This is a genomic window from Mesorhizobium sp. CNPSo 4689 (assembly GCF_057784325.1).
Window position 1 is genome coordinate 25,630 of the sequence record NZ_JBWLUZ010000026.1, and the last position, 23,227, is coordinate 48,856.

Annotated in this window: 26 protein-coding genes; 14 read left to right on the top strand and 12 right to left on the bottom strand. The window is 64.3% G+C overall.

Annotated features, from left to right (window positions below; translation table 11 throughout):
- Positions 1-2: 2 nt before the first annotated feature.
- The 5 genes from AC04SI_RS25095 to AC04SI_RS25115 form a co-directional block, all read right to left on the bottom strand.
- Complete coding sequence (locus AC04SI_RS25095; protein ID WP_404280923.1) at positions 3-188, bottom strand: hypothetical protein; 186 nt, start codon at positions 186-188, stop codon at positions 3-5.
- Between the two features lie 84 nt (positions 189-272).
- Complete coding sequence (locus AC04SI_RS25100; protein WP_006201571.1) at positions 273-575, bottom strand: hypothetical protein; 303 nt, start codon at positions 573-575, stop codon at positions 273-275.
- Between the two features lie 144 nt (positions 576-719).
- Entirely contained in the window at positions 720-1,010 is a 291-nt protein-coding gene (locus tag AC04SI_RS25105; RefSeq protein ID WP_404280925.1) for a hypothetical protein, read from the bottom strand.
- A 72-nt stretch (positions 1,011-1,082) separates the two neighbouring features.
- Positions 1,083-3,161 (bottom strand): ATP-dependent helicase, encoded by a 2,079-nt coding sequence (locus AC04SI_RS25110; protein ID WP_488475066.1) that lies wholly within the window; start codon positions 3,159-3,161, stop codon positions 1,083-1,085.
- Positions 3,162-3,245: 84 nt separating this feature from the next.
- Positions 3,246-3,413, bottom strand: coding sequence for a hypothetical protein (locus tag AC04SI_RS25115; protein WP_488475067.1), 168 nt, complete (start codon positions 3,411-3,413; stop codon positions 3,246-3,248).
- A gap of 135 nt (positions 3,414-3,548) precedes the next feature.
- On the opposite strand from AC04SI_RS25115, the gene AC04SI_RS25120 reads away from it, so the two are divergent.
- Positions 3,549-3,716: a hypothetical protein gene (locus AC04SI_RS25120; protein WP_404280931.1), complete on the top strand. Its 168-nt coding sequence runs from the start codon at positions 3,549-3,551 to the stop codon at positions 3,714-3,716.
- A 362-nt stretch (positions 3,717-4,078) separates the two neighbouring features.
- Here the strand turns inward: AC04SI_RS25120 and AC04SI_RS25125 are convergent, their stop codons facing one another.
- Positions 4,079-5,032 (bottom strand): LysR substrate-binding domain-containing protein, encoded by a 954-nt coding sequence (locus AC04SI_RS25125; RefSeq protein WP_404280933.1) that lies wholly within the window; start codon positions 5,030-5,032, stop codon positions 4,079-4,081.
- Positions 5,033-5,143: 111 nt separating this feature from the next.
- Here AC04SI_RS25125 and AC04SI_RS25130 point away from each other — a divergent pair, with 111 nt between their 5' ends.
- The 4 genes from AC04SI_RS25130 (at position 5,144) to AC04SI_RS25145 (ending at position 7,827) form a co-directional block, all read left to right on the top strand.
- Complete coding sequence (locus tag AC04SI_RS25130) at positions 5,144-5,977, top strand: hypothetical protein (RefSeq protein ID WP_488475068.1); 834 nt, start codon at positions 5,144-5,146, stop codon at positions 5,975-5,977.
- 58 nt (positions 5,978-6,035) lie between these two features.
- Complete coding sequence (locus tag AC04SI_RS25135) at positions 6,036-7,019, top strand: DMT family transporter (RefSeq protein ID WP_404280938.1); 984 nt, start codon at positions 6,036-6,038, stop codon at positions 7,017-7,019.
- Entirely contained in the window at positions 7,012-7,215 is a 204-nt protein-coding gene (locus AC04SI_RS25140) for a hypothetical protein (RefSeq protein ID WP_006201563.1), read from the top strand. The genes AC04SI_RS25135 and AC04SI_RS25140 overlap by 8 nt, the downstream gene beginning before the upstream one ends.
- A gap of 165 nt (positions 7,216-7,380) precedes the next feature.
- A complete protein-coding gene (locus tag AC04SI_RS25145) occupies positions 7,381-7,827 on the top strand; it encodes a Ros/MucR family transcriptional regulator (RefSeq protein WP_404280941.1) in 447 nt (148 codons plus the stop codon).
- Here AC04SI_RS25145 and AC04SI_RS25150 read toward each other — a convergent pair.
- The gene (locus AC04SI_RS25150; RefSeq protein ID WP_488475069.1) at positions 7,725-8,171 is read right to left on the bottom strand and encodes a hypothetical protein; all 447 of its coding nucleotides are present in this window, start codon (positions 8,169-8,171) and stop codon (positions 7,725-7,727) included. The two genes, AC04SI_RS25145 and AC04SI_RS25150, sit on opposite strands and share 103 nt — an antisense overlap.
- Before the next feature lie 345 nt (positions 8,172-8,516).
- Here AC04SI_RS25150 and AC04SI_RS25155 point away from each other — a divergent pair, with 345 nt between their 5' ends.
- The 7 genes from AC04SI_RS25155 to AC04SI_RS25185 all read left to right on the top strand — a co-directional run bounded on the left by AC04SI_RS25155 (position 8,517) and on the right by AC04SI_RS25185 (position 17,555).
- Positions 8,517-10,394: an ABC-F family ATP-binding cassette domain-containing protein gene (locus AC04SI_RS25155; protein WP_404280945.1), complete on the top strand. Its 1,878-nt coding sequence runs from the start codon at positions 8,517-8,519 to the stop codon at positions 10,392-10,394.
- Between the two features lie 85 nt (positions 10,395-10,479).
- On the top strand, positions 10,480-12,600 hold the full coding sequence (locus AC04SI_RS25160) for a molybdopterin-dependent oxidoreductase (RefSeq protein ID WP_404280947.1): 2,121 nt from the start codon (positions 10,480-10,482) through the stop codon (positions 12,598-12,600).
- Between the two features lie 204 nt (positions 12,601-12,804).
- Positions 12,805-13,614 carry an agmatinase family protein gene (locus tag AC04SI_RS25165; protein ID WP_488475070.1) on the top strand — a complete coding sequence of 270 codons (810 nt, stop codon included), beginning with the start codon at positions 12,805-12,807 and terminating at the stop codon, positions 13,612-13,614.
- A gap of 62 nt (positions 13,615-13,676) precedes the next feature.
- A complete protein-coding gene (gene dapB / locus AC04SI_RS25170) occupies positions 13,677-14,450 on the top strand; it encodes a 4-hydroxy-tetrahydrodipicolinate reductase (RefSeq protein ID WP_404280951.1) in 774 nt (257 codons plus the stop codon).
- Positions 14,451-14,636: 186 nt separating this feature from the next.
- On the top strand, positions 14,637-15,650 hold the full coding sequence (locus tag AC04SI_RS25175; RefSeq protein ID WP_488475071.1) for an ABC transporter substrate-binding protein: 1,014 nt from the start codon (positions 14,637-14,639) through the stop codon (positions 15,648-15,650).
- Positions 15,651-15,807: 157 nt separating this feature from the next.
- Positions 15,808-16,662, top strand: a complete 855-nt coding sequence (locus tag AC04SI_RS25180) for an ABC transporter ATP-binding protein (protein WP_404280957.1) — start codon at positions 15,808-15,810, stop codon at positions 16,660-16,662.
- Positions 16,663-16,676: 14 nt separating this feature from the next.
- Complete coding sequence (locus tag AC04SI_RS25185) at positions 16,677-17,555, top strand: ABC transporter permease (RefSeq protein ID WP_404280960.1); 879 nt, start codon at positions 16,677-16,679, stop codon at positions 17,553-17,555.
- Here the strand turns inward: AC04SI_RS25185 and AC04SI_RS25190 are convergent, their stop codons facing one another.
- Together AC04SI_RS25190 and AC04SI_RS25195 are read right to left on the bottom strand one after the other, a co-directional pair.
- Positions 17,556-18,908, bottom strand: coding sequence for a sensor histidine kinase (locus AC04SI_RS25190; RefSeq protein WP_404280963.1), 1,353 nt, complete (start codon positions 18,906-18,908; stop codon positions 17,556-17,558).
- Positions 18,898-19,566 (bottom strand): response regulator, encoded by a 669-nt coding sequence (locus tag AC04SI_RS25195; RefSeq protein WP_404280966.1) that lies wholly within the window; start codon positions 19,564-19,566, stop codon positions 18,898-18,900. Before AC04SI_RS25195 ends, AC04SI_RS25190 begins: the two co-directional genes overlap by 11 nt.
- A gap of 485 nt (positions 19,567-20,051) precedes the next feature.
- Between AC04SI_RS25195 and AC04SI_RS25200 the strand changes: the two genes are divergently transcribed.
- Positions 20,052-20,285, top strand: coding sequence for a DUF680 domain-containing protein (locus AC04SI_RS25200; RefSeq protein WP_404280968.1), 234 nt, complete (start codon positions 20,052-20,054; stop codon positions 20,283-20,285).
- Positions 20,286-20,533: 248 nt separating this feature from the next.
- Positions 20,534-20,743 carry a DUF680 domain-containing protein gene (locus AC04SI_RS25205; protein WP_404280971.1) on the top strand — a complete coding sequence of 70 codons (210 nt, stop codon included), beginning with the start codon at positions 20,534-20,536 and terminating at the stop codon, positions 20,741-20,743.
- A gap of 77 nt (positions 20,744-20,820) precedes the next feature.
- Here the strand turns inward: AC04SI_RS25205 and AC04SI_RS25210 are convergent, their stop codons facing one another.
- From AC04SI_RS25210 to purM, 3 genes are read right to left on the bottom strand one after another with little or no spacing between them, the layout of a single operon-like run.
- Positions 20,821-21,345 carry a SixA phosphatase family protein gene (locus AC04SI_RS25210; protein ID WP_488475072.1) on the bottom strand — a complete coding sequence of 175 codons (525 nt, stop codon included), beginning with the start codon at positions 21,343-21,345 and terminating at the stop codon, positions 20,821-20,823.
- Positions 21,346-21,356: 11 nt separating this feature from the next.
- Positions 21,357-22,064, bottom strand: a complete 708-nt coding sequence (purN, locus tag AC04SI_RS25215) for a phosphoribosylglycinamide formyltransferase (RefSeq protein ID WP_404280976.1) — start codon at positions 22,062-22,064, stop codon at positions 21,357-21,359.
- Positions 22,061-23,140 (bottom strand): phosphoribosylformylglycinamidine cyclo-ligase, encoded by a 1,080-nt coding sequence (gene purM, locus AC04SI_RS25220; RefSeq protein WP_192181403.1) that lies wholly within the window; start codon positions 23,138-23,140, stop codon positions 22,061-22,063. The genes purN and purM overlap by 4 nt, the downstream gene beginning before the upstream one ends.
- Positions 23,141-23,227: the final 87 nt, after the last annotated feature.

Sequence of the window (23,227 nt, forward strand, 5' to 3'; positions counted from 1 at the left end):
GCCTACGGGACGGACGCGGCCGTCGTGATCTGGCCCGGAGCGAATGTCGGCGCCTCAAAATGCGCTGACAGCACCAGAAACAGGATGGCGATGCCGGCGATAAGGGCGGCAACGACATTGACGAACAGCCTCCCGGCGAGTTGCCCCAATCTCTGCCGCCAACTCATGGCGGATGGTACGAAACGCATTCCCTGCCTCACTAGGCGGATGGCAATGCAGCTCTCAGCGTCCGCTACGCGCCGAGCTCACGGCGCGAGCGGTGCCAACCGGTCTCAGTCCCAGCCTCTGTGCAAGCCACAGCTCCAGACCCTCTTGATGACCAGGCGGTTGTGATGCCAGCGCTTATGCACCCTGACGCCGCAGTCGCGGTGGTGGCGATGATGGCGCCAGTAGCGCCTGTCGTCGTTGTCGCGCATGGCGAACTGGCGGTGATGATGGCGACGCCATTGGTAACTGTCACGATCGCGGCCCCAGCCGTCATCGGTGGTGATCGTCACACTTGCCGCCTGCACTGGAACCGCCGTCGGCGCCAGCGTGGCCATGGCGAGCATGGTCGCGAGGATCAGCTTTCTCATCTCGGCCTCCTTTGCATTGGGCTTTGCTAACCGAAATCCATCAGGCGGCCGATGGTTCCATCGCGATCAACCGCTAAAATCCCTGACGCATGTCGAGAAAGGGCATTGATCGAGGCGCTGTTTGTCGCGACGCCCGAGGTCGGATCAGTCCGTCTCGTCGGGGGCGTGGAGGACCAGGTAGTCGGTGGAAACGGCATCGGGGCCGGTCCCTCGCGTGACGCGAACCGTGGCAACCCTCTGCCCGGGCATCAGTATCGTTCCGTCGATCGGCCGGCATTGCCCGACCATGCCGGTGCCTTCCAGCCTGCCGGGCAGGGCGGCGGTGCACGCGGCAATGCCTGGATAGACGACGGGCTGTGTCTGAGCCGGGTGACAGAAAACCATGTCCGGGCTGCATGAAAGCAGGATCATTGCCGCCGCCACTACGGGTTCCATTGTCGTGCTCCGCCTGAACGCGGATCAACGCAAGGCGCGGTCTTTGGTTGCCGGCAAAGTGGGAGTTGCGGCCTATTTCCACATGCCGCGCATGCGCGCGCCGAGGTCGACGCGCACCTGCGGCTGGCGGCGCGGATCGTCCTTGGCCTGGACGCTCGCCCACGCCGTCTGTTCGAAGGTGGAAAGGATCGAGGCCGGGATGAAGCGCGTGCGCGAGGCATAGACGTGGCGGTCGCCGCGCGCCGCCTGGCCGTGGACGAAGAAGCGCTGCGGCATGACCAGATGCAGGCTGTCCCTGGCCCGCGTCATCGCCACGTAGAGCAGGCGGCGCTCCTCCTCGATGTCCTCCTTGGTGCCGACGCCGAGATCGGCCGGAATGCAGCCGTCGACGGAATTGAGCACGAAGACGTTTTTCCACTCCTGGCCCTTGGCCGAATGAATGGTCGACAGGATGAGATAATCCTCGTGGCGATGCGGCGGCCCGGCCTGGTCGCTGGTCGCATCCGGCGGATCGAGCGTCAGCTCGGTGAGGAAGCGCTCGCGCGAGGCGTATCCGGATGCGATCTGCTCGAGCTGCAGAAGGTCGGCCCGCCGCGTCGTCGCGTCCTCATGGATGCGCTCCAGGTGCGGCTCATACCAGAGCCGGACCTGTTCGAGATCGGCAGGCCATTTCGCGCCCGTCCGCAAGCCGGAATAGAGCGTGATGAAGGCGGGCCAGTCTTCCGCCGCGCGCTGCGGCGGCCGGTAGCGGGCAAGCCCCATCGCCTCGTCGAGCGACGTCGCCATGGTCTCGACGATTTGCGATGCGGCCGAGGGGCCGATGCCGGGCAGGAGCTGCAGCACGCGAAAACCGGCGACGCGGTCGCGCGGGTTCTCGGCAAAGCGTAACATCGCCAGCATGTCCTTGACATGGGCGGCGTCGAGGAATTTCAGCCCGCCGAACTTGACGAAGGGGATGTTGCGGCGCGTCAGCTCGATCTCCAGCGGCCCGCTGTGATGCGAGGCGCGAAACAGCACCGCCTGCGATTTCAGCACCGTGCCGGCCTCGCGATCGGCCAGGATCGCCTGGCAGACGTAGTTGGCCTGCTCGGCCTCGTCGCGCACGCTGACCAGTTTCGGCTTCTGCGAGGATTTGCGCTCGGTCCACAGGTTCTTGGTGAACCGCTCCGAGGCCTCGGAGATGACCGCATTGGCGGCGGCGAGAATGGTCTCGGTCGAGCGGTAGTTGCGCTCCAGCGTGACGATCGCGGCTGCCTGAGCGAACTGTTTTGGGAAATCGAGGATGTTGCGCACTTCGGCGGCGCGGAAGGAATAGATCGACTGCGCGTCGTCGCCGACCACGGTCAGCCCGGAGCCGTCGGGCTTCAACGCCGTCAGGATCGACGCCTGCAGACGGTTGGTGTCCTGATATTCGTCGACCAGCACATGGTCGAAGCGGCTGCCGAGATGCGCCGCGATCTCCGGCTCGGCGGCCATCTGCACCCAGTAGAGCAGTAGGTCGTCGTAATCGAGCACGTTCTGCGCCTGCTTGGCCTCGACATAGGCGGAAAACAGCGTCTTCAGCTGTTCTGCCCAGCCGGCGCACCAGGGAAACGCCGAACCCAGCACCTCACCGAGCGGCGCCTGCGCATTGACGGCGCGCGAATAGATCGCCAGGCACGTGCCCTTGGTCGGAAAGCGGCTTTCCGTCTTCGAGAGCCCAAGCTCGTGGCGGGCGAGGTTCATCAGGTCGGCGGAATCCTCGCGGTCATGGATGGTGAAGGCCGGATCGAGGCCGATCTCCAGCGCATAGTCGCGCAACAGCCGCGCGCCTATGCCATGGAAGGTGCCGGCCCAGGTCAGTGCGTCCGTGATGACCGAGGCGTCGCGCCCCAGCACCTCGCCGGCGATGCGCTCGACGCGCTTCGCCATCTCCGCGGCGGCGCGGCGCGAAAACGTCATCAGCAGGATGCGGCGCGGGTCGGCGCCTTTGACGATCAGATGCGCGACGCGATGGGCTAGCGTGTTGGTCTTGCCGGACCCGGCGCCCGCGATCACCAGCAGCGGCGCGGCAACCATGCCGTCGCCATGCTCGACCGCCTGGCGCTGCTGGTCGTTCAGCTTGGCGAGATAGGCAGGCTGGAAGATCGAATCACGGGCAGCAAGGTTCATCGCCCATCAAGCATCGTTTCCGCTTTGTTCGCAACGTCGAAGCTGTCGATCTCCCCCACGAGGTGCCGCCGTCGACTTCGCAATCTATCGCCTCGGCTCCACACCCATCGCGGCCGACTGGCGCCGCAGCGCAGGGCGCTCGTCGCTCGGCACCGGTAACGGATCGAAATCATCCGGCACGTCGTCGATGACCTTCTTGGTGAAGCGATAGGTCGCATAGGCGAACAGGCCAACAATCAGCAGACGGATCATGATCAAATACTCCTTCGGCGGACCAACCGGAGAGAGAGCATTTGGTTCCGCCCTCCTGCGGCCGGCTTGCCGTGCAACCAAACCGGCACCGCATCGTTTGCACCTGATCAAAGGGGCGAACGAGAGGAGGTTGTCATGAAGAAGCTTCCGATGCTGCTGGCCTTGGGGCTCGCGCTCGCTGCCTGCGACAACAACATCCCGCCGACCAAAGCGCCCGTCGACCAGAATCCGCAGGTCGACAAGAATGCGGTACCCAAGTCGGCGACTGGCGGTGATCAGGCTGGCACGCCACCGGCGCAATAGCGACGAAGCCTCTCAGGGAAAGGGCGTTTGCCCCGACCAGGACATCGGGCGGGAAATCACGCTGGCCGCAAAAGAAGGCCGGCGCTGCTTGGGAGGAAGCTGAAAGCGCCGGCCAAGCGGGGAAATCAGGCCCGCCGCACAAGGAAACATAGCTGAGTCTTGCCGTTGCGTCATTGTACGAATGCGTACAGCCGTCGGGCTGTTGCAAACGTGCATCGCGTAGGTGGCTTGCTCGGGGAAACGTCTCGAGATTCAATTGTTGCCTTGGACTATGCAAGTTGCAAACTTGAACATGCGCCAAGAGGCAATCTAATTGATGTATTGGCTTTGATGTTCGTTCGGCGGTTCTGGTGGGCCGCCCTTCACTGCTGGCGTTCGCCGCTCATCTCGATGTCCAGCTGGCGTTGCGTCAGCGCTGCCTCGGCCATCACCCATTGCTTGAACAGCACCACCTTGCGCGCTGCCAGCGTCGTATCCGGGCTGACGAAATACCAGCCGGCGGTGTTGGGATGGTGGACCGCGAACGGCGCCACCAGCCGCTCGGCGCGGATGTCGCTCGCCATATAGGCGCGGTTGGCCACGGCGAAGCCCATGCCCGCATTGGCCGCCTCGTAGGACATCATGCAGGAATCGAAATAGATGCTTTTGGCCTCGCCGAGCACGAAGCTGGCGCCGGCAAAGCCCAGCCATGACTGCCAGTTCTGGGTGCAGGTGTCGGAATGCAGCAGCGTGAAATAGCGCAGATCCTCCGGCGTCACCTTGGACAAGGACTTGTCACCGAGAATTTCGTGGAACAGCTTGCGGCTGCATACCGGCGTCAGATCTTCCTTGAACAGAAGATCCGCCTTCAGGTCGGGGAAGTGGCCGTCGCCATAGCGGATTTCGAGGTCGAACTCCGACGTCGCGAATTCATGCGTGGCATAGGAGGTCGAGACCCGCATCTCGATATCGGGATATTGCTGCTGGAACGCCGGCAGGCGCGGGAACAGCCAGCGCGCCGCGAAGGTCGGCAGTACCGAAATCTTCAGCACATGCGCCTGCGACTGTCCGGTCGCCTCCATGCTTGCCGCCACGATCCGCTCCAGCGCTTCGCGCACGCGCGACACATAGGTCTCGCCCTCAGGCGTCAACGAGACGGCATTGCCGCCGCGCTGGAATATCTTGAAGCGCAGCTGGTCCTCGAGGCTCTTGACGCGCTGGCTGACCGCGGAGGCGGTGATGAACTGCTCTTCGCCGGCGCGCGTGAAATTCCTGTGCCTCGCGGCACTCTCCACGATTTTCAGCGAATTGAGGTTGACCTGACTGAGCAGACGCACGGTTTCGACCTTAAGCTGGGCTTAGGGTAGCACCAGCATTCCTAATTTTACAGGGGGTGCTAATTTAATCGACTGTCGTTCAAGTGTTGTCCCCGATCCTGGAGAAGTACAATGAACGCACATACCATCCCGGAATTGCGCTATGCGATGAGCCGTGAAGCCATCATCGGCCACGAGACGGCCTGGAAAGTGTCTAGTTTCGGCGTCGCGCAGTATCGTCACGGCTATGACCCGGCGCTGCTTGCTGCGATCGAGGAGGCTGCGCTCAAGCTCAAGGCCAGCCACGCCGTGCACAAGCACCTCGACCTCACCTTCATCACCGGGGCCGACCGTTTCATTCCCGAAATCAAGGAGTTGCTGCACGACAAGCTGCGCCTGGAGCGGCTTTCCGACATGATGGGCACCAAGCTGGAACCCTATCCGCTGTCGATCGTCGGCTCGACCGTCACCTTCATGAATCCCAGGGATGGCGCCGTCGACTGGCATTGCGACGGCGTTCCGGTCACCGAGCTGATCCCGCTATCGATCAGCGATCCGCTGGTCGGCGGCCATCTCGAAATCTATTGCGACGATTCAGAGACCGGCCGCGCCATCCTCGAATCCGGCCGCGAGATCCCGCGCAACCGCGTCATGCGCATCGACCACAAGATGAACTACGCCACGCTCGGTCAGTTCCTCGGCGTGCTCCACCGCACAGCACCGATCCAGCTCGGCGAGCGCGTCACGCTGGTGCTCAACCAGCGCTCGGTTGCAAAACCCTATGTCGACGACAACCGCATGTTCTACCTCGCTGCCGACAACGATCACGACCGCGAATGGGTCAACGAACTGGCCGAGGATGTGTGGACCAACCAGTTGCCGGCCTACCGCCGCCACGAGGAGGAACGCCCGGTGCCGCAGCCGCTCGACGCGGCTGTGCCGGGCGGCGCAAGGGAATCATGGTAAGCAGGCCATGGGCGGGAACCGGTTTTTGCTGAACTGACCTTCGATTTCGGAACAGATCATGGTCAAACAGGAGCATACACTCCCGTTCCGGTCCGCCCTGGGCGGGTCGGGCTCGAGGTCCGCGCTGGTCTTTGCCGCTGGCGCGGTCGCGCTGTGGGCGACCAACGCGCTGGTCGGCAAATCCCTGCTCGCAAGCCATTCGGTGTCGCAGGTGCAGTTCCTGCAATTTATTGGCGCCGCCCTGGTCTTTGCCTTGATCCGTGTGATGAGCAGCGACTTTCGTCGGCGCCAGGCTGGAGCACCCTTCATCCGCCGCCTCCTCCCACAAGGAGAGAAGGGGGAGCCAAGCTACTTCGCGAGCAATGTGGTGCCGTTCGCCGTCGGCATCATCGGCCTTGTCGGCACCATGATCCTGCAATATGTCGCCTTCGCCTCGATGCCGGTCATCGAGGCCAATCTCGTTGCCTACACCTGGCCGCTGATGGTCGCGGCGGCGATCATCGTCCTCGACAGGCCGCGTCGTCCGGCGCTGCTCGGCATCACCGCCGCGCTCGGCTTCGTCGGCGTTGCGCTGGTGATTTCGGGCGGGCGTGAACAGTCGTGGTTCCAGGGCAATCTCGCCGGCTATCTCGCCGCCTTCGGGTCGGCGCTGTGCATGGCCTTCTATTCGATCGTCGTCGGTCGCCTTGCCACGTCACCGGACCGCCTGCTGCTGCCTTCGGCGCTGGTCGGCGTGGCGCTGACATTCCTGTGGTGCGTTCACGACGGTGTCGCCTGGGACATCGGCCCATACCTGCTTGCCGGGCTCTATCTCGGCGCTGGTCCGATGGGCCTCGGCTACTATTTCTGGTCGCGGGCGCTGAAGCTCGACCAGGGCGGCAAGGTCGCTGTCGTCGCTTATCTCACACCGATCGCCTCGACGCTTTTGCTTACGCTCTCGGGCGAAAGGCTGACGATGACGGCCATTGCCGGCGCCGTCCTCGTCATCGGCAGTTGCATTGCGGTTGGCATCGAAGGTTCGGAGGCCGAAAACCATGCTTGACGAGGATGAACGCCGCGCTAGACAGGAAGCGCACTGGCTGGTCAGGGAGTTCGGCGCCGAGGCGCCGCTCTATGCCGCAATGAAGGCAGAAAAGGCGATTGAGCAGAAAGATTTCGGTCGTTGTGCCCGTTGGAAGCGTATTCTCGAGATTCTGTCTGATTCCGTACACTCAAAGTCGACCGCTTCCAAGTATTAGATTTTCTAATTTGCGCCGCCGTAGGCGGGTATGAAAATATCGGACCGTATTGAGTCTGCATGGGTTACTGACTCTTGATGGTCCGTTGGGGAACGGGGCGAATCGATACATCCAAAGAAGTCTTCAAAAGAGCTGGCGACTTGATCGCCAGCAGAGGGAAAAAAATTGAACAATATCGATGACAGGACTGCAATCGAACTCACCGCCGACATTGTCTCGGCCTATGTCGGCAACAATCCGCTTCCGGCCGCCGGCCTGCCGGACCTGATCGCCAGTGTCAGCGCCTCGGTGCGCAAGCTGGCTGGTGCCAGCGCCGTCAAGGAGAGCGTGGCGCTGACGCCGGCCGTGAATCCGAAGCGGTCGGTATTTCCGGACTACATCGTCTGCCTCGAGGATGGAAAGAAGTTCAAGTCGCTGAAACGGCACCTGAGCACCGACCACGGGCTGACTCCGGACGAATACCGCGCCAAATGGGGTCTGGCGCCAGACTATCCGATGGTGGCGCCCAGCTATTCGGCGACGCGCTCGGCGCTGGCGAAGTCTTCCGGGCTCGGCCGCAAGCCTGCCTTGGCTGCTCCGGCCAAGGCGGCCAAGCGCAAGGCCAAGAGCTGATCGCGAACTATGTGATATGTCGCCCAAAGTGCGCGGCGCTTTTGGGCGACATGCATAAAACCAAAGACTTGAAGCGCCTCGCGTGAATCCGTTTCAACGCGACGCGCTTTGATGTGCTCTAACGTGCTCCAACGTTGCCCTATCAGTTTCTCGGTTCCGGCGGCGTCTGAGCGCCCATCCGTTTCGGATCCTTGCGCGTTCGCCAGATTGTCGGCTTCGACCGCCGTCATCTCGAGAAAATACACCAGCATGTGATAGCGCGTGCGCGAAAGCATCTTCGCCAATTTCCGGGTGATGTCGGCGACATATCTGAGCGCGCGCAGATCGTTCGCTGCCTCGTCCATGATGGGGTCCTGACCAAGTAAATTCTTCTTGGCGCCCAAGTCGAATTGAGGCGCAAAGACAAGGTCACAGCATCGGCGCTAAAATTGAAATCAATTCTTCGAAAAAATATCGTGGCCGGAGCAGAGGTTTTTCTGGTCCTTGCGCATCCGAAGCGCGCGCGATGCGCTAGTATATGTTGAGGCTGAACTTCAAGTTGTCTGTTGAATCGATTTTTTGCTCGGCAACGCGGGTCGGGCCGATTCAGGCAGTGCAGTCTGGACGTCCGACGTCGACGGCGTGGCCTATACGGCCAACCCAGCCGCAAGCCCTTGCGAAGCGTCGGTGTCCCGTGCAAAAGCGCGGCCATGCTTGTTATCAACGACCTTTCGCTGCGCATGGCCGGGCGCCTGCTTCTCGACCACGCCTCGCTGACCTTGCCGGCCGGCACCAAGGCCGGCCTCGTCGGCCGCAACGGCACCGGCAAAACAACGTTGTTCAAAGCCATCACCGGCGATTTCCCCTCCGAGACCGGTTCGATCAGCCTGCCGAAGAACACCCGCATCGGCCAGGTGGCGCAGGAAGCGCCGGGCACCGAGGAGCCGCTGATCGAGATCGTGCTCAAGGCCGATGTCGAGCGCCAGGCGCTGCTCGAAGAGGAAAAGACGGCGACCGATCCGCACCGCATCGCCGACATCCACATGCGGCTGGCCGACATCGATGCGCATTCGGCCGAGTCCCGCGCCGCCACCATCCTGGCCGGCCTCGGCTTCGACGATGCGGCGCAGCGCCGTCCGGCCTCGTCCTTCTCCGGCGGCTGGCGCATGCGCGTGGCACTGGCAGCCGTGCTGTTTTCCGAGCCCGACTTGTTGCTGCTCGACGAGCCGACCAACTATCTCGATCTCGAAGGCACGCTGTGGCTGGAGAACTACGTCTCCAAATATCCGCACACCGTGCTTCTGATCTCGCACGACCGTGACCTGCTCAACCGCGCCGTCAACTCGATCGTCCATCTCGACCAGAAGAAGCTGACCTTCTGGCGCGGCGGCTACGACCAGTTCGAGCGCCAGTACACCGAGCAGCGCGAATTGCAGGAGAAGGGTCGCGTCAAGCAGGAAGCGGCGCGCAAACACATGGAGTCCTTCGTCGAGCGCTTCCGCGCCAAGGCTTCCAAGGCCAGGCAAGCGCAGTCGCGCATCAAGGCGCTGGAGAAGATGAAGCCGATCGCGGCGATCGTGAACGACACGGTGCGGCCGTTCTCCTTCCCCGAGCCGGTCAAGACGGTGGCCTCGCCGATCATCGCGCTGAACAGCGTCAATGTCGGCTACACCGAAGGCCAGCCGATCCTGAAGAAGATGACGCTGCGCATCGATGCCGACGACCGTATCGCGCTGCTCGGCGCCAATGGCAACGGCAAGTCGACCTTCGCCAAGCTATTGTCCGGGCGCCTGAAGCAGGAGACCGGCACCATGACGGTGGCGCCCGGGCTGAAAGTGGCGATCTTCGCCCAGCACCAGCTTGACGATCTGCGCCCGGAGGAAAACGCCTATGAGCATGTCCGCCGATTGATGCCGGAAGCGCCGGAATCGAAGGTGCGCGGCCGCGTCGCCCAGTTCGGCCTGACCACCGAAAAGATGAACACCGCCGCCAAGGACCTGTCGGGCGGCGAGAAGGCGCGGCTGCTGATGGGCCTGTCGGCCTTCGAGGGGCCGAACCTGTTCATCCTCGACGAACCGACCAACCACCTCGACATCGACAGCCGTGAATCGCTGATCCATGCGCTCAACGAGTTTCCCGGCGCCGTCATCCTGATCTCGCACGACCGCCATCTGCTTGAGGCGACCGCCGACCGGTTGTGGCTGGTCAAGAATGGCGCGGTCAACCCGTATGACGGCGACCTCGAGGACTACAAGACGCTGGTCACTGGCGTGTCGGGCGACCGCCGCGGCAAGCGTGAGGCGGAAAAGGCGTCAAAGGCCGACCGCCGCCGCGATGCGGCGGCGCGCCGCGCCGCCTTCGAGCCGCTGGCCAAGGAAATCCGCGCCACCGAAGCGCTGATGGACCGCATCCGTAAGCGCATGGACCTGATCGAGGACGAACTCGCCAATCCGGCGATCTACGAGAAGGATCCCTCGACAGCGACACGGCTCGCCAAGGAGCGCTCGCAGCTTGCCCAGACGCTGGCCGGTCACGAGGAGAAGTGGCTGACCATGTCGGCGGAATATGAGGAAGGCACCGCGGAGTAGGGGTAGTGTGATCTCCCCCACGTGGGGGAGATTGGCTAATCGTCTGGCCCTACACCTCATCCCCGAAACTCGCTAGACAAACCCCATGAACCAGCACGCCAAGCTCCGCATCGGCCATTCGGCCTGCCCACATGATTGCCCGTCGACCTGCGCGCTCGAGGTCGAACTGCTCGACGACAAGCGCATCGGCCGCGTCCATGGCGCTAAGGCCAACAGCTATACGGCTGGCGTCATCTGCGCCAAGGTCGCCCGCTATGCCGACCGCGTCCATCACCCCGACCGCCTGCTGAAACCGCTGGTGCGGGCCGGCGCCAAGGGAGAAGGCGCCTGGAAGGAATCCAGCTGGGAAGCAGCCCTCGATCTCGTCGCCGAGAAGTTCATCGCGGCCGAGGAAAAACACGGCTCGGAGACGGTCTGGCCCTACTACTATGCCGGCACGATGGGGCTGGTGCAGCGCGACGGCATCCACCGGCTACGCTACGCGAAAAAGTATTCCGGCTTCTTCGGCTCGATCTGCACCAACCTGGCCTGGACCGGCTGGATGATGGGGGCGGGCGCGCTGCGCGGGCCTGACCCGCGCGAGATGGCGAAGTCCGACTGCGTGGTGATCTGGGGCACCAATGCCGTGGTCACGCAGGTCAACGTCATGACCCACGCCATCAAGGCGCGCAAGGAGCGTGGCGCCAAGATCGTCGTCATCGACGTCTACGAGAACGCGACGATGAAGCAGGCCGATCTCGGCCTGGTGCTGAAGCCCGGCACCGATGGCGCGCTGGCCTGCGCGGTCATGCATGTGCTGTTCCGGGATGGCATGGCCGACCGCGCCTATCTGGAAAAATACACCGACGATCCGCGTGGGCTGGAAGAGCATCTAAAGGAGCGCACGCCGGAATGGGCGGCTTCGATCACCGGGCTCGACGTGGCCGAGATCGAGACCTTCGCCCACCTCGTCGGCACGACCAAGAAAACCTATTTTCGCCTTGGCTACGGCTTTGCGCGCCAGCGCAACGGCGCGGTCAACATGCATGCGGCGTCCTGCATCGCCGCCGTCACCGGCTGCTGGCAGTATGAAGGCGGCGGCGCCTTCCACTCAAATTCCGGCATCTTCAAGCTGAACCAGGATGTGCTCGAAGGCGCCGCGATGCGCGACCCCAGCGTCCGCCATCTCGACCATTCGCGCATCGGCCCTGTGCTGACCGGAGCGGCGGACGCGCTCTATGGCGGCCCGCCGGTGACGGCGCTGCTGATCCAGAACACGAATCCGGTGAATGTCGCGCCCGAGCAGCGGCTGGTGAAGCAAGGCTTCCTGCGCGACGACCTCTTCTCTTGCGTGCACGAGCAGTTCATGACCGATACGGCAATACTTGCCGATGTCGTGCTGCCGGCGACGATGTTTCTGGAGCATGACGACGTCTACAAGGGCGGCGGCAACCAGCACATCACGCTCGGCCCGAAGCTGATCGACCCGCCGGCAGGGCCTCGCAGCAACCACTTCGTCATCGAGGAACTTGGCAAGCGGCTCGGCGTCGCCGACCGGCCGGGCTTCGGCCTCACCGAAAGGCAGCACATCGACATCATTCTCGGCAAGCGCGGGCTGGGCAGCTTCGACAGCCTGAAAGAGCAAAAATGGGTCGACCTGCAGCCGGACTTCGAGGCCGCGCATTTCGTCAATGGTTTTGGCCATCCGGATGGAAAATTCCGCTTCCACGCCGACTGGACCGGGCAGGCGGCGCCCAACCGGCCGCCGAAAAGTATGGGCCTGTTCGGCCCGGTGGAGCGGCTGCCGGAATTCCCCGATCATGTCGACTTGATCGAGGTGGCGGATGAAGCGCACCCGTTCCGGCTGACGACCTCGCCGGCGCGCAACTTCCTCAACTCGACCTTCGCCGAGACGCCGGTGTCGAAGGCCAAGGAGGGCAGGCCCGAATTACTTTTGCATCCCGACGACGCGGCCGCTCTCGGGCTCGCCGATGGCGCCCGCGTCGAGGTCGGCAACCAGCGCGGCGAAGTGGTGCTGCATGCCAAACTATTCGACGGCATCAAGCGCGGCGTCGTGATCGCCGAAGGCATCTGGCCGAACAGCGCGCATGAGCGCGGCGAAGGCATCAACGTGCTGACCGGCGCCGATGCGCCGGCGCCCTATGGCGGCGCCGCGCTGCACGACAACAAGGTGTGGCTGCGCAAGGCGGAAGAGCTGGGCGCCTAGAAGCAATTCCAGGAAAAGTGCGTAGCGGTTTTCCGTCCGGAATTGCGTCAAAACAAAGAGATAGAGCGGTTCGGCGTTTCCGTGAAACGATGAACCGCATAGCGGTGGCTTCCAGATTTGGCATCTGGCCCAAATGCCTGCCGTCGCGGCTGCCAGCTCCCGCGTCTATAGAGGCTCCCCTCAGCTGAGACGAGGAAGGATGCCATGGCCGGGATTTCGCTTCTGGGAATACCGCATGACGAGAACTCGTCCTATCTGCGCGGCGCGGCGGCAGCGCCGGCACTGATCAGGCGCGAACTGCACAGCGACGCCCACAGCTCGTGGAGCGAAACCGGCTTCGATCTGACGGATCGCTTCGTCGACCATGGCGACATCGACTTCGCAGGCGCCGGCGACCCGTGGGATCAGATCGAAAATGAGGTCGGCCGCGCGTTGGATGCCGGCCATCCGCTGATCAGCCTCGGCGGCGACCATGCCATCGCCTGGCCGGTTCTGCGCACCGTGCGTCGCCGCCACCCCAGCCTGACGATCGTCCAGATCGACGCCCACCCCGACATCTATCCTGCCTATCAGGGCAATCTGCGCTCGCACACCTCGTCCTTCGCCCGCATCATGGAGGAGCGGTTGGCCGACCGGCTGATCCAGATCGGCCTGCGCACCCTCAATGACGACCTTCGCGACCAGATCAGGCGGTTCGGCGTCGAGGTGGTCGAGGCGCGCCATTTCAGCGAGGGCTTGCGGCTCGACCTCAAGACGCCCGTCTACCTCTCGGTGGATCTCGACGGTCTCGATCCGGCCTTTGCGCCTGGCGTCTCCCATCGCGAGCCCGGTGGGCTGTCGACCCGGCAGGTGATCAGCCTCATCCACGGCATCGACCAACGAATCGTCGCCGCCGATGTCGTCGAATACAATTCAAACCAGGATGTCTCGAACCTGACGGCACTGGTTGCCGCCAAGCTGGTGAAGGAGATCGCCGGCATGATGCTGAAGACCAACGGCGCGACTGCCGCCTGAATCAATTTGGCAAGGCGGCGTGCTAGACGATTGTTCCGACTCGCCTTTCAATAGGACACGCCATGCCACCCCTCAGGATAGCCATCGCCGGCGCGCTTGGCCGCATGGGTCGCCAGATGGTGGAAGCCATCGAGGCTGATCCGCGGCTGGCGCTGGCCGCCCGTTTCCATCGGCCCGGCGTCACCGGCGAAGGGCTGGTCAGTCGAGATGATGCACTGGCCGCTGTCGACGTGGTCATCGACTTCACCACGCCGGCCGCATCCGCTGAACTCGCAGAAGCCTGCGCGGCGCGTGGCGGGCCGGCACTGGTGATCGGCTCGACCGGTTTCAACGACGGGGAACTTGCCGCGATTGCCGCTGCGGCCAAAACCATCGCCATCGTGCGCTCCGGCAGCTACTCGCTCGGGCTCAACTTGCTGGTTGGACTGGTCGAGCAGGCGGCCAGCGCACTCGGTCCCGAGGATTGGGATGTCGAGATATTCGAGGCGCATCATCGCTCCAAAGTCGACGCGCCGTCGGGCACGGCGCTGATGCTGGGCGAGGCCGCTTCCAGGGGACGCGGCATCGAACTCGACGTCGTGGCGCGGCGCGTTCGCGACGGCATCATCGGCCCGCGCCCGCAAGGCGAAATCGGCTTCGCGGTAGTGCGCGGTGGCAGCATCGTCGGCGAGCACAGCGTCAGCTTCTGCACCGAGGGCGAGGTGGTCACCCTGTCGCATTCGGTCGGCGACCGTATCATGTTCGCGCGCGGCGCCATCGCCGCCGCCCTTTGGGTGGCTGGACGCCCGCCCGGCGAATACGACATGCGCGATGTGCTTGGGTTCAACGCCTCGTGATGAGCAATCCCGGCTGATTTCGGTTACTCCCGGCCATCGAACGGCTGAAAGCCAGCTGAAAGCCAGCTGAAAGCTTGGCTATGCCATGACGGTGCCGCGGTGTTCACCGCGTGACCGGTCCTGGTGGCCGGTGAGGAGGAAATGCGGCGCGGCCTTTTGGTGCGCCGCCCAGGTGGAGGAAGTTTCGTGACAGGTATCATCTCGAAGTGCGCCTTGCGTTCAGCGGCGCTGGCGTTGGCCATCGCCGCAACGGGTGCCTCGGCGGCATCTGCGGCCGACAAGATCACCATCATCGTTGGCGGCATGGAAAAGCAGATCTATCTGCCGGCCGTGCTCGCCCAGCAGCTCGGCTACTTCAAGGACCAGGGGCTCGACGTCGAACTCGTCAATTCGCGCGCCGGCGTCGAGGCCGAGAATGAACTGCTGGCCGGCGCCGTGCAGGGCGTCGTCGGCTTCTACGACCACACCGTCGACCTGCAGTCGAAGGGCAAATACATCCAGTCGATCGTCCAGTTCAGCCACGCGCCGGGCGAGGTCGAACTGGTCTCCGCCAAGCACCCCGAGATCAAGTCGCCGGCCGACTTCAAGGGCGCCACGCTCGGCGTCACCGGCCTTGGCTCCTCGACCGATTTCCTCAGTCAGTATCTTGCCGTTCGCAACGGGCTGAAGCCCGGCGACTACACGCTGCTGCCGGTCGGTGCCGGCAACACCTTCATCGCCGCAGTCAAGCAGGATCAGATCCAGGCCGGCATGACCACCGAACCGACCATCGCCCAGTTGCTGAAGACCGGCGAGGCCAGCGTCCTCGTCGACATGCGTACCCCTGAAAAGACCAAGGAAGCGCTCGGCGGGCCCTATCCGGCGGCGTCCTTCTACGTCCAATCCGCCTGGCTCGATGACCACAAGGACGAGGCACAGAAGCTCGCCAATGCCTTCGTCAAGACGATGAAATTCATCGCCACCCATTCGGCCGAGGAGATCGCCGACAAGATGCCGAAGGACTATTATGCCGGCAACAGGGATCTCTACGTGCGGGGGCTGGCCGGCGGCAAGGCGATGTTCACGCCCGACGGCCGCATGCCGGCCGACGGCCCGCCGACCGTGCTCAAGGTCCTCTCGACATTCTCCAAGAGCCTGCAGGGCAAGCAGATCGACCTGTCGAAGACCTACACGACTGCGTTCGTCGACGCCGCCAAGTAGCGTCGCACCCACGGGCATCGGTTTCTGTATCGCCCGTTGAAGAACAAGGGTTTGCGCCGTTCGCTTGAACAAACAGGCAGCGCGGCCCTTGCCAGACCACCAGGAGACCCGCGGCTGCGCTGCGGGCTCCCTTGCCCCATTGCGACAGGAGTGTGCCATGCAACTGCAACCCATGGCGGCCGAGAGGCTGTCTCAGGCCGCGCCACCGGCCGATGCGGCGATCGCCATTGACGACGTGACGCTGCGCTTCGTCACGCCCGACGGCCACATGATGACGGCGATCCGCGATTTCACCATGACGGTGGCGCGTGGCGAGTTCGCCTGCGTCGTCGGGCCGACCGGCTGCGGCAAGTCGACGACACTCAACCTCGTCACCGGCCTGCTCAGACCGACCACCGGCAATGTCCGTGTCATGGGCAACCCGGTCACCGACATCAGTCGCGACATCGGCTTCGTCTTCCAGGCCGATGCGCTGTTTCCGTGGCGCAGCGTCATCGACAATGTCGCCGCCGGCCCGCTCTATCGCGGCACGCCGAAGGCGCAGGCCTATGAGCGGGCGCGTGACTGGATCGGCCGCGTCGGCCTCGGCCGCTTTGAAAAGCATTATCCCCACCAGCTCTCCGGCGGCATGCGCAAGCGCGTCGCGCTCGCCCAGACCTTCATCAACCAGCCCAAGATCCTGCTGATGGACGAGCCGTTCAGCGCACTCGACATGCAGACCCGCACGGCCATGCAGGACGAGTTGCTGGGTCTGTGGTCGGAGCAGAAATCCTCCGTCGTCTTCGTCACCCACGACCTCGAGGAGGCGGTGGCGCTGGCCGACAAGGTCTATGTGCTGACGGCGGGGCCGGGCACGGTCAAGAGCGTCTACCGCATCGACCTGCCGCGCCCGCGCGTCATGGCCGACATCCGCTACGACCCGAAATTCGTCGAGATCGCCAAGGTGATCTGGAACGATCTGCGCGAGGAAGTGCAGCTCGGCCAGAGCCGCACTTTGCAGACCGGCCATTGAGAGGAGACACCGCCATGACCGCCATCTCTCCCACCGCCGACCATGCTGCCGTCCGCGACGCCTCGATCGCCGTTGCCGAAAGCATGGCGAAGGCGCGGCTGCGCCTTCGCCATGCGCTGGTCATCGGCTTGCGCCTGGCTATCCTCGTCGTCTTCCTCGGCCTGTGGGAACTCGGTGCCGATTACAATTTCATCGACCCGTTCTTCTTCGCCAGCCCCTCCGGCATCTGGCAGCAGATCTGGTCGTGGATCACCGAAGGCACTTCGCAAGGCCCGCTCTGGCTGCAGATCTATGTGACGCTGGAGGAAACCTTCCTCGGCTTCGTCATCGGCGCCCTTGGCGGCATCGCCGCCGGCATCATCCTTGGCCGCAACCGGCTGCTCGCCGACGTGTTTTCGATCTACATCAAGATCGCCAATTCCGTGCCGCGCGTCGTGCTTGGCTCGGTGTTCATCATCGCGCTTGGCCTCGGCATGGCTTCCAAGGTGGCGCTGGCGGTGGTGATGGTGTTCTTCGTCGTCTTCGCCAATGCCTTCCAGGGCGTGCGTGAAGCCGACCGGGCGATGATCGCCAACGCCCAGATTCTTGGCGCCTCGCCGTTCCAGATCACCCGCTCCGTCATCATCCCGTCGGCGATGAGCTGGATCCTGGCGAGTCTCCATGTCAGTTTCGGCTTCGCGCTGGTCGGCGCCGTGGTCGGCGAATTCCTCGGCGCCAAGCAAGGCATGGGCCTGCTGATCTCGACGGCGCAGGGCGCCTTCAATGCCAACGGCGTCTTCGCCGCCATGGTCATCCTGGCGGTGATGGCGCTTGTGGTGGAATTCATCATCACCCGCTTCGAGAACTATGTCGTCAAATGGCGCCCGGCTCCGTTCAACGAGCAGGGGGCCTGATCAGGCCAAAGGCAGCCGCACCTCGACCACCAGGCCGCCGGCCGCGCCATCCGCAAGGGTGACGCGGCCGCCGGCATTTTCGACCACCTCGCGCACGATTGCCAAGCCAAGCCCGCTGCCTTCCTCGGTCGCGCCGGCCAGGCGGTAGAAGCGCTCGAAGACATGCTCGCGCTCGTCCGCCGGGATGCCCGGCCCGTCGTCGGCGACCGTCAGGACCGCTTCGCCATTGATGGCGGCCAGCTTGACGGTGACGGTGCCGCCGGCCGGCGTGTAGCGCAACGCATTGTCGACAAGGTTGACGATTAGCTCGCGCAGCATGGTGCCGTCACCGACCACCGCCACCGGCCCGGTTTCGTCAAGACCGAGATCGATGTTGCGCGCGAGAGCCGCAGGCGCCTGCGTCTCCAGCACATGGCGGGCGGCCTCGGTCAGGTCGACACGGTCGGCGCGCGGCCGCCGGCTGCCGGGCTCGGCCCGCGACAGGGTGAGCAGCTGTTCAGCCAGCCGCGCCAGCCGGCCGGAACTGGCCTGCAGCGCCACCAGCGCCTCCTGGCGCGCCTCGGCGGCACCTTCGCGCAGCGCGTAGCTCGCCTGCGTCGACAGCAGCGCCAGCGGCGTGCGCAACTGATGCGCGGCATTGGCGATGAAGCGGCGCTGCGCCGCCATCTGCGCTCGCACGCGTTCCATATAGACGTTGAGCGCATCGATTAGCGGCCGGATCTCGCTCTGCGCGCCGGTGACTTCGATCGGATCGAGGTCGCTGCGGCTTGGCGAGCGCACGGCGTCGCGCAGCCGGATCAGCGGCGCCAGGCCGCGGCGCAGGCCGAGCAGCACGAAGATGCCGGCAATCGCCACCAACGCCAGTTGCTGGGCAAAGGCGCTGAACCACAAATGCCGCACCATGGCGTCATGTCCGGCCAGCGTGACGCCGACGGTGACGGAGATCGGCGAGTCCACGCCGGCGCCGACCACGGCGTGGCTGTATGTCAGCAGCCGCAGTTCGTGGTCGCGATAGACATTTTTCATGGTTGGGCGCCCCGGCGCCACCGGCAGGTCGGGATAGCCGGTCAGCAGCCGCCCGCCGGCGGTCTCGACACGATAGTAGACGCTGTCGCGGTCGCCGGTGTCGAACATCTCGATCGCCGCCGGCGGCACCGTGGCGTCGAGCACGCCGTCGACGATGGCGACCTGCTCGGCGATCGCGCGCGCCGACCCCACCAGCATGCGATCCGTGACCAGGTCCGCAGTCGCCAGCGCGCTGCGGTGGCTGGTCCACAGATTGATGGTGGCGAGCCCGGCGAGTGGCAGCACCACCCAGGCCAGCAGCTGCAGGCGGAGGCTTCTAACTTGCATCGCGCAGGAGATAGCCGAGGCCACGCAAGGTGGCGATCTGGACCCGCGATCCCTCGAGCTTCTTGCGCAGCCGGTGGACATAGATCTCGATGGCGCTGGGGTCGGCGTCTGTCTCGAAATCGAAGATCGCCGACGATAGCGCCGCCTTGCTCACCGTGCGCCCCGCCTTGACCATCAATTGCTCCAGCACCGCATGCTCACGCGGCGTCAGCGCCAGCGCGTCACCGGCCACCGAAAACAGCCGCGTGTTGGTGTCGAAGACGAGATCGCCGCAGGCGACGACGGGCGCGGTCCGGTCGTTAACGCGCCGCAGTTGGACGCGGATTCGCGCCTCCAGTTCCTCGATCTGGAACGGCTTGGCCAGATAGTCGTCGGCGCCTTCGTTGAGGCCCTTGACGCGACCGTCGAGGCTCGCGTTGGCGGTCAGTACGATGACCGGCACCCGGTTGCCACGCGCCCTGAGCATGCGCAACACCTCCATCCCGCCCATGCGTGGCAGCGCCAGGTCGAGGATAACCAGCGCATGGTCGCCGGCGGCCAAGGCATGCTCGACATCCTCGCCGTCATGCACGACGTCGACGACATAGTTCGCCTGGCGCAAGGTCTTGCCCAGCCAATCGGCCAGTTCGCGATTGTCTTCGACAAGCAGCAGCCGCATTTTCTATCGCTGTTCAGGAATGCTGCCTGCCGGGTCTCATCGGTGTTTCCGACGAACGCGGCCAGCAGCGTCCGATTGGATGCCCGTGACAACGGATAATATCGATCCGCGCGCAAGGCAAACTCCAAGCTGGCGAACATTATCGCTGGCCTTTGGATGGCGAAACTCCCGTCAATCGCATAAAACCGAACCGTTCGGTTCGATTTCCGTTGACGAACCGTGCACGACGGCGTGAACGCCGGCTCGGAAAATCTTGTCGCCGGAACGAGGTGTATTCACCTAACCACATGAAATCGCTCGGAAAGATTATGGCGCAGGAAACCACCAGCCGGATTTCAAGCGCCATTTCAGAGGTTTTCGGGCACATCTTCGTGACTGGAAATGGCAGTACCACAGACCCATCTCGGGGTGGTCCGAGCGACGCGAATTCCTCCCAAGGGCACGCCACTTGACGGACAGAACAGTGAACTACTGGAGTACCTGAAATGACCAAGATCGCTCTTACCGCCGCCGCCATTCTCGTTGCCACGGGCAGCGCTTTCGCTGGCAGCGACCACTATGGTTCGAACAACGTCAACCAGCCGGCCGTTCCCGCGCCTGCCGAAAATTTGGACCACAGCTTCACGGCTTCGATCCGCAAGCCGGTCGAGCACAACGGCTTCAAGTTGACGCCCGATTCGGTCCAGCCGGAATCCGGCCAGGGCATCTGGGGCCGCTAATCTGTTCGGCAATCGCTGATCGGTTCGGTCCTCGAAAGACCTCAAAGCGGCGGGCTAGTCCCGCCGCTCTGTTTTTGTGCCGCCGGCTATCGAGTCCATCTTCGGCTGGGGAAGGTCGGATCAACTGGCCATTACGAAGCGGTGATGGCTGTAACGACGCTCCAGGTGGCGGCGAAAGGGAAGCACAAGGGCCGATGACCGGTACTTGAGCCTAATTACCCCACAACCCGAAACCAGGAGTATTTGACATGAAAAAGATCGCTCTTACCGCCGCCGCCATCCTCGTTGCCACCGGCGCCGCTTTCGCTGGCAGCGAAAACTACGGCTCGAACAACGCCAACCAGCCGACGACTGCTGTGGTAGACAGCACCATGACGGCTTCGATCAGGACGACGGACGCGCCAGTCCAGAAGCCGCTGGTCCAGGGCGCCGACCGCAACCTGTTCGGCAATCGCTGATCGGCTCGATCCGAGAAGGCCTCAAGGCGGCGGGCTCGTCCCGCCGCTCTCTGCCGCTCTTCTGCAACGAAGGGCGGCTAGCTCAATTCCTTCGGCCTGATGCAATGCGTCAGCAGGCCACTGCCGAAGGTGAGGTCAGTCCAGTCGCCGTCGACGTCAAAACGGGCCAGCGCCGCGGTCGGGAATTTCTCTCCGAGCTTCTTCAGCGCCCCGGCATCCGATCCGTCGCCGGCAAGCCGGCGTGCGAACTCTTCCAGCCCCGGATTGTGGCCAAGCACCAGCAGGCTGCCCGCCTTCGCCTTTGCCTGCCGCACCTTCGCCAGAATGTCCGCCGCGGTGGCTTCGTAGAGCGCCAAGGCAAAATCCGCAGGCACTTTTTTTGGCAGTTCCGCCGAGACCAGCCGCCAGGTGTCGCGGGTGCGCAGCGCCGACGAGACCAGCGCCAGATCCGGCAACCAGCCGCGCCTCGCCAGCTCGCGCCCCATCAGCGGCGCCGTCTTCAACCCGCGGGGGCCGAGTGGCCGGTCGAAATCGACGAGCTTCGGGTCGTCCCAGCTCGACTTGGCGTGGCGTAGTACAAGCAGTTGCCTGGTTGTCGCCATGCCAGCCTCTCTTACGGCGTGATCCGCGCCAGTTGCTCGAGATCGCGCTCCTCGCGCAGCGGGTCCGGCGCCATCACCACCGAGGTGCCGTTCTCCGCATCGTCGGCGAAATGCGCGAGCACGGTGTGGCCCTTCTCCATGCGCGCCTTGCCTTCGGCGACCAGTCCGAGCGCCAGCGGATAGAGCCGGTGCTCGGCCTTGAGCACCCGCGCGGCCAGCGTATCCTCATTGTCGCCGACCATCACCGGCACCGCCGCCTGGGCGATGATCGGGCCGTCATCCATATCCAGCGTGACGAAATGCACCGTGCAGCCATGGATGCGCATGCCGGCACGGAGCGCCCGGGCATGGGTGTCCAGCCCCTTGAAGGCGGGCAGCAGGGCAGGGTGGATGTTGACCATCCGCCCCAGCCACTGCTCGACAAAGCGCGCACCGAGGATGCGCATATAGCCGGCGAGCGCCACGATCTCGGCGCCGAATCCGATAAGCGCGGCGTCGATCGCCCCGTCATGGGCTTCCTTGCTGGCATAGTCGGCGCGCACGATGACCTTCGTCGGGATGCCCCGCGCCTGCGCGATGGCAAGGCCGGCGGCATTGGCCCGGTCGGAGATGACGCCGACGATCTCGGCCGGATAGGCCGGGTCGCTGGCCGCGGCAATCAGCGCCGTCATGTTGGAGCCGCGTCCCGAAATCAGCACCACGGTGCGTTTCTTGCTCATAAGCCGATCGAGCCCCGATAGATCACGCCGGCGTCGCGACGCGGCACGATGCGGCCGATCGGCGTCACCGTCTCGCCGGCCTCCTGAAGCACGGCCGCGACCTGCGCCGCCTGACCGGAGGCGACGGCCAGGATCATGCCGATGCCGCAATTGAAGGTGCGCATCATCTCTTCCGGCGCGACGCCGCCGGTCTTGGCCAGCCACGAGAACACCGCCGGCACCTCGATGGCCTCGAGGTCGAGTTCGGCGGAGAAATCCTTCGGCAGCACGCGCGGAATGTTTTCCGGGAAGCCGCCGCCGGTGATGTGCGCCAGCGCCTTGATGCCATGCGTGTTGCGGATCGCCTTGAGGATCGACTTGACGTAGATGCGCGTCGGCTCGAGCAGCGCCTCGGCCAGCGTCGACTCGTCGTTGAACGGCGCCGGGTCGCTCCAGGCAAGGCCGCTGACGCCGACGATGCGCCGCACCAGCGAAAAGCCGTTGGAGTGGAGCCCCGAGGAGGCGAGGCCCAGCAGCACATCGCCCTCGACGATGTCGTCGGTCGGCAAGAGCTGGCCGCGTTCGGCGGCACCCACGGCAAAGCCGGCAAGGTCATAGTCGTTGCCGTGATACATGCCGGGCATCTCGGCCGTCTCGCCGCCGATCAGCGCGCAGCCGGCCTGGCGGCAGCCCTCGGCGATGCCGCCGACGATCGCCGCCCCCTGGTCGGGGTCGAGCTTGCCGGTGGCGAAATAATCGAGGAAGAACAGCGGTTCCGCGCCCTGCACGACGATGTCGTTGACGCACATGGCGACAAGGTCGATGCCGATCGTGTCGTGTTTTCCCGCATCGATGGCGATCTTCAGCTTGGTGCCGACGCCGTCATTGGCGGCGACCAGCACCGGATCGGTGAAGCCGGCGGCCTTGAGGTCGAACAGGCCGCCAAAGCCGCCGATCTCGCCATCGGCGCCCGGCCGGCGCGTCGCCCGCACCAGCGGCTTGATCTTCTCGACCATGAGATTGCCGGCATCGATGTCGACGCCCGCCTCGGCATAGGTGAGCCCGTTCTTGCGCTTGGATGTATCGCGCTTCGTCATATCTGGCTCGTCGCTGTTTCCACTCTGCTTGCGGGCTCTTCGCATGAACGGTTTCGGTCCGCAAGGATAACGCGCCGGCGCGGGAGT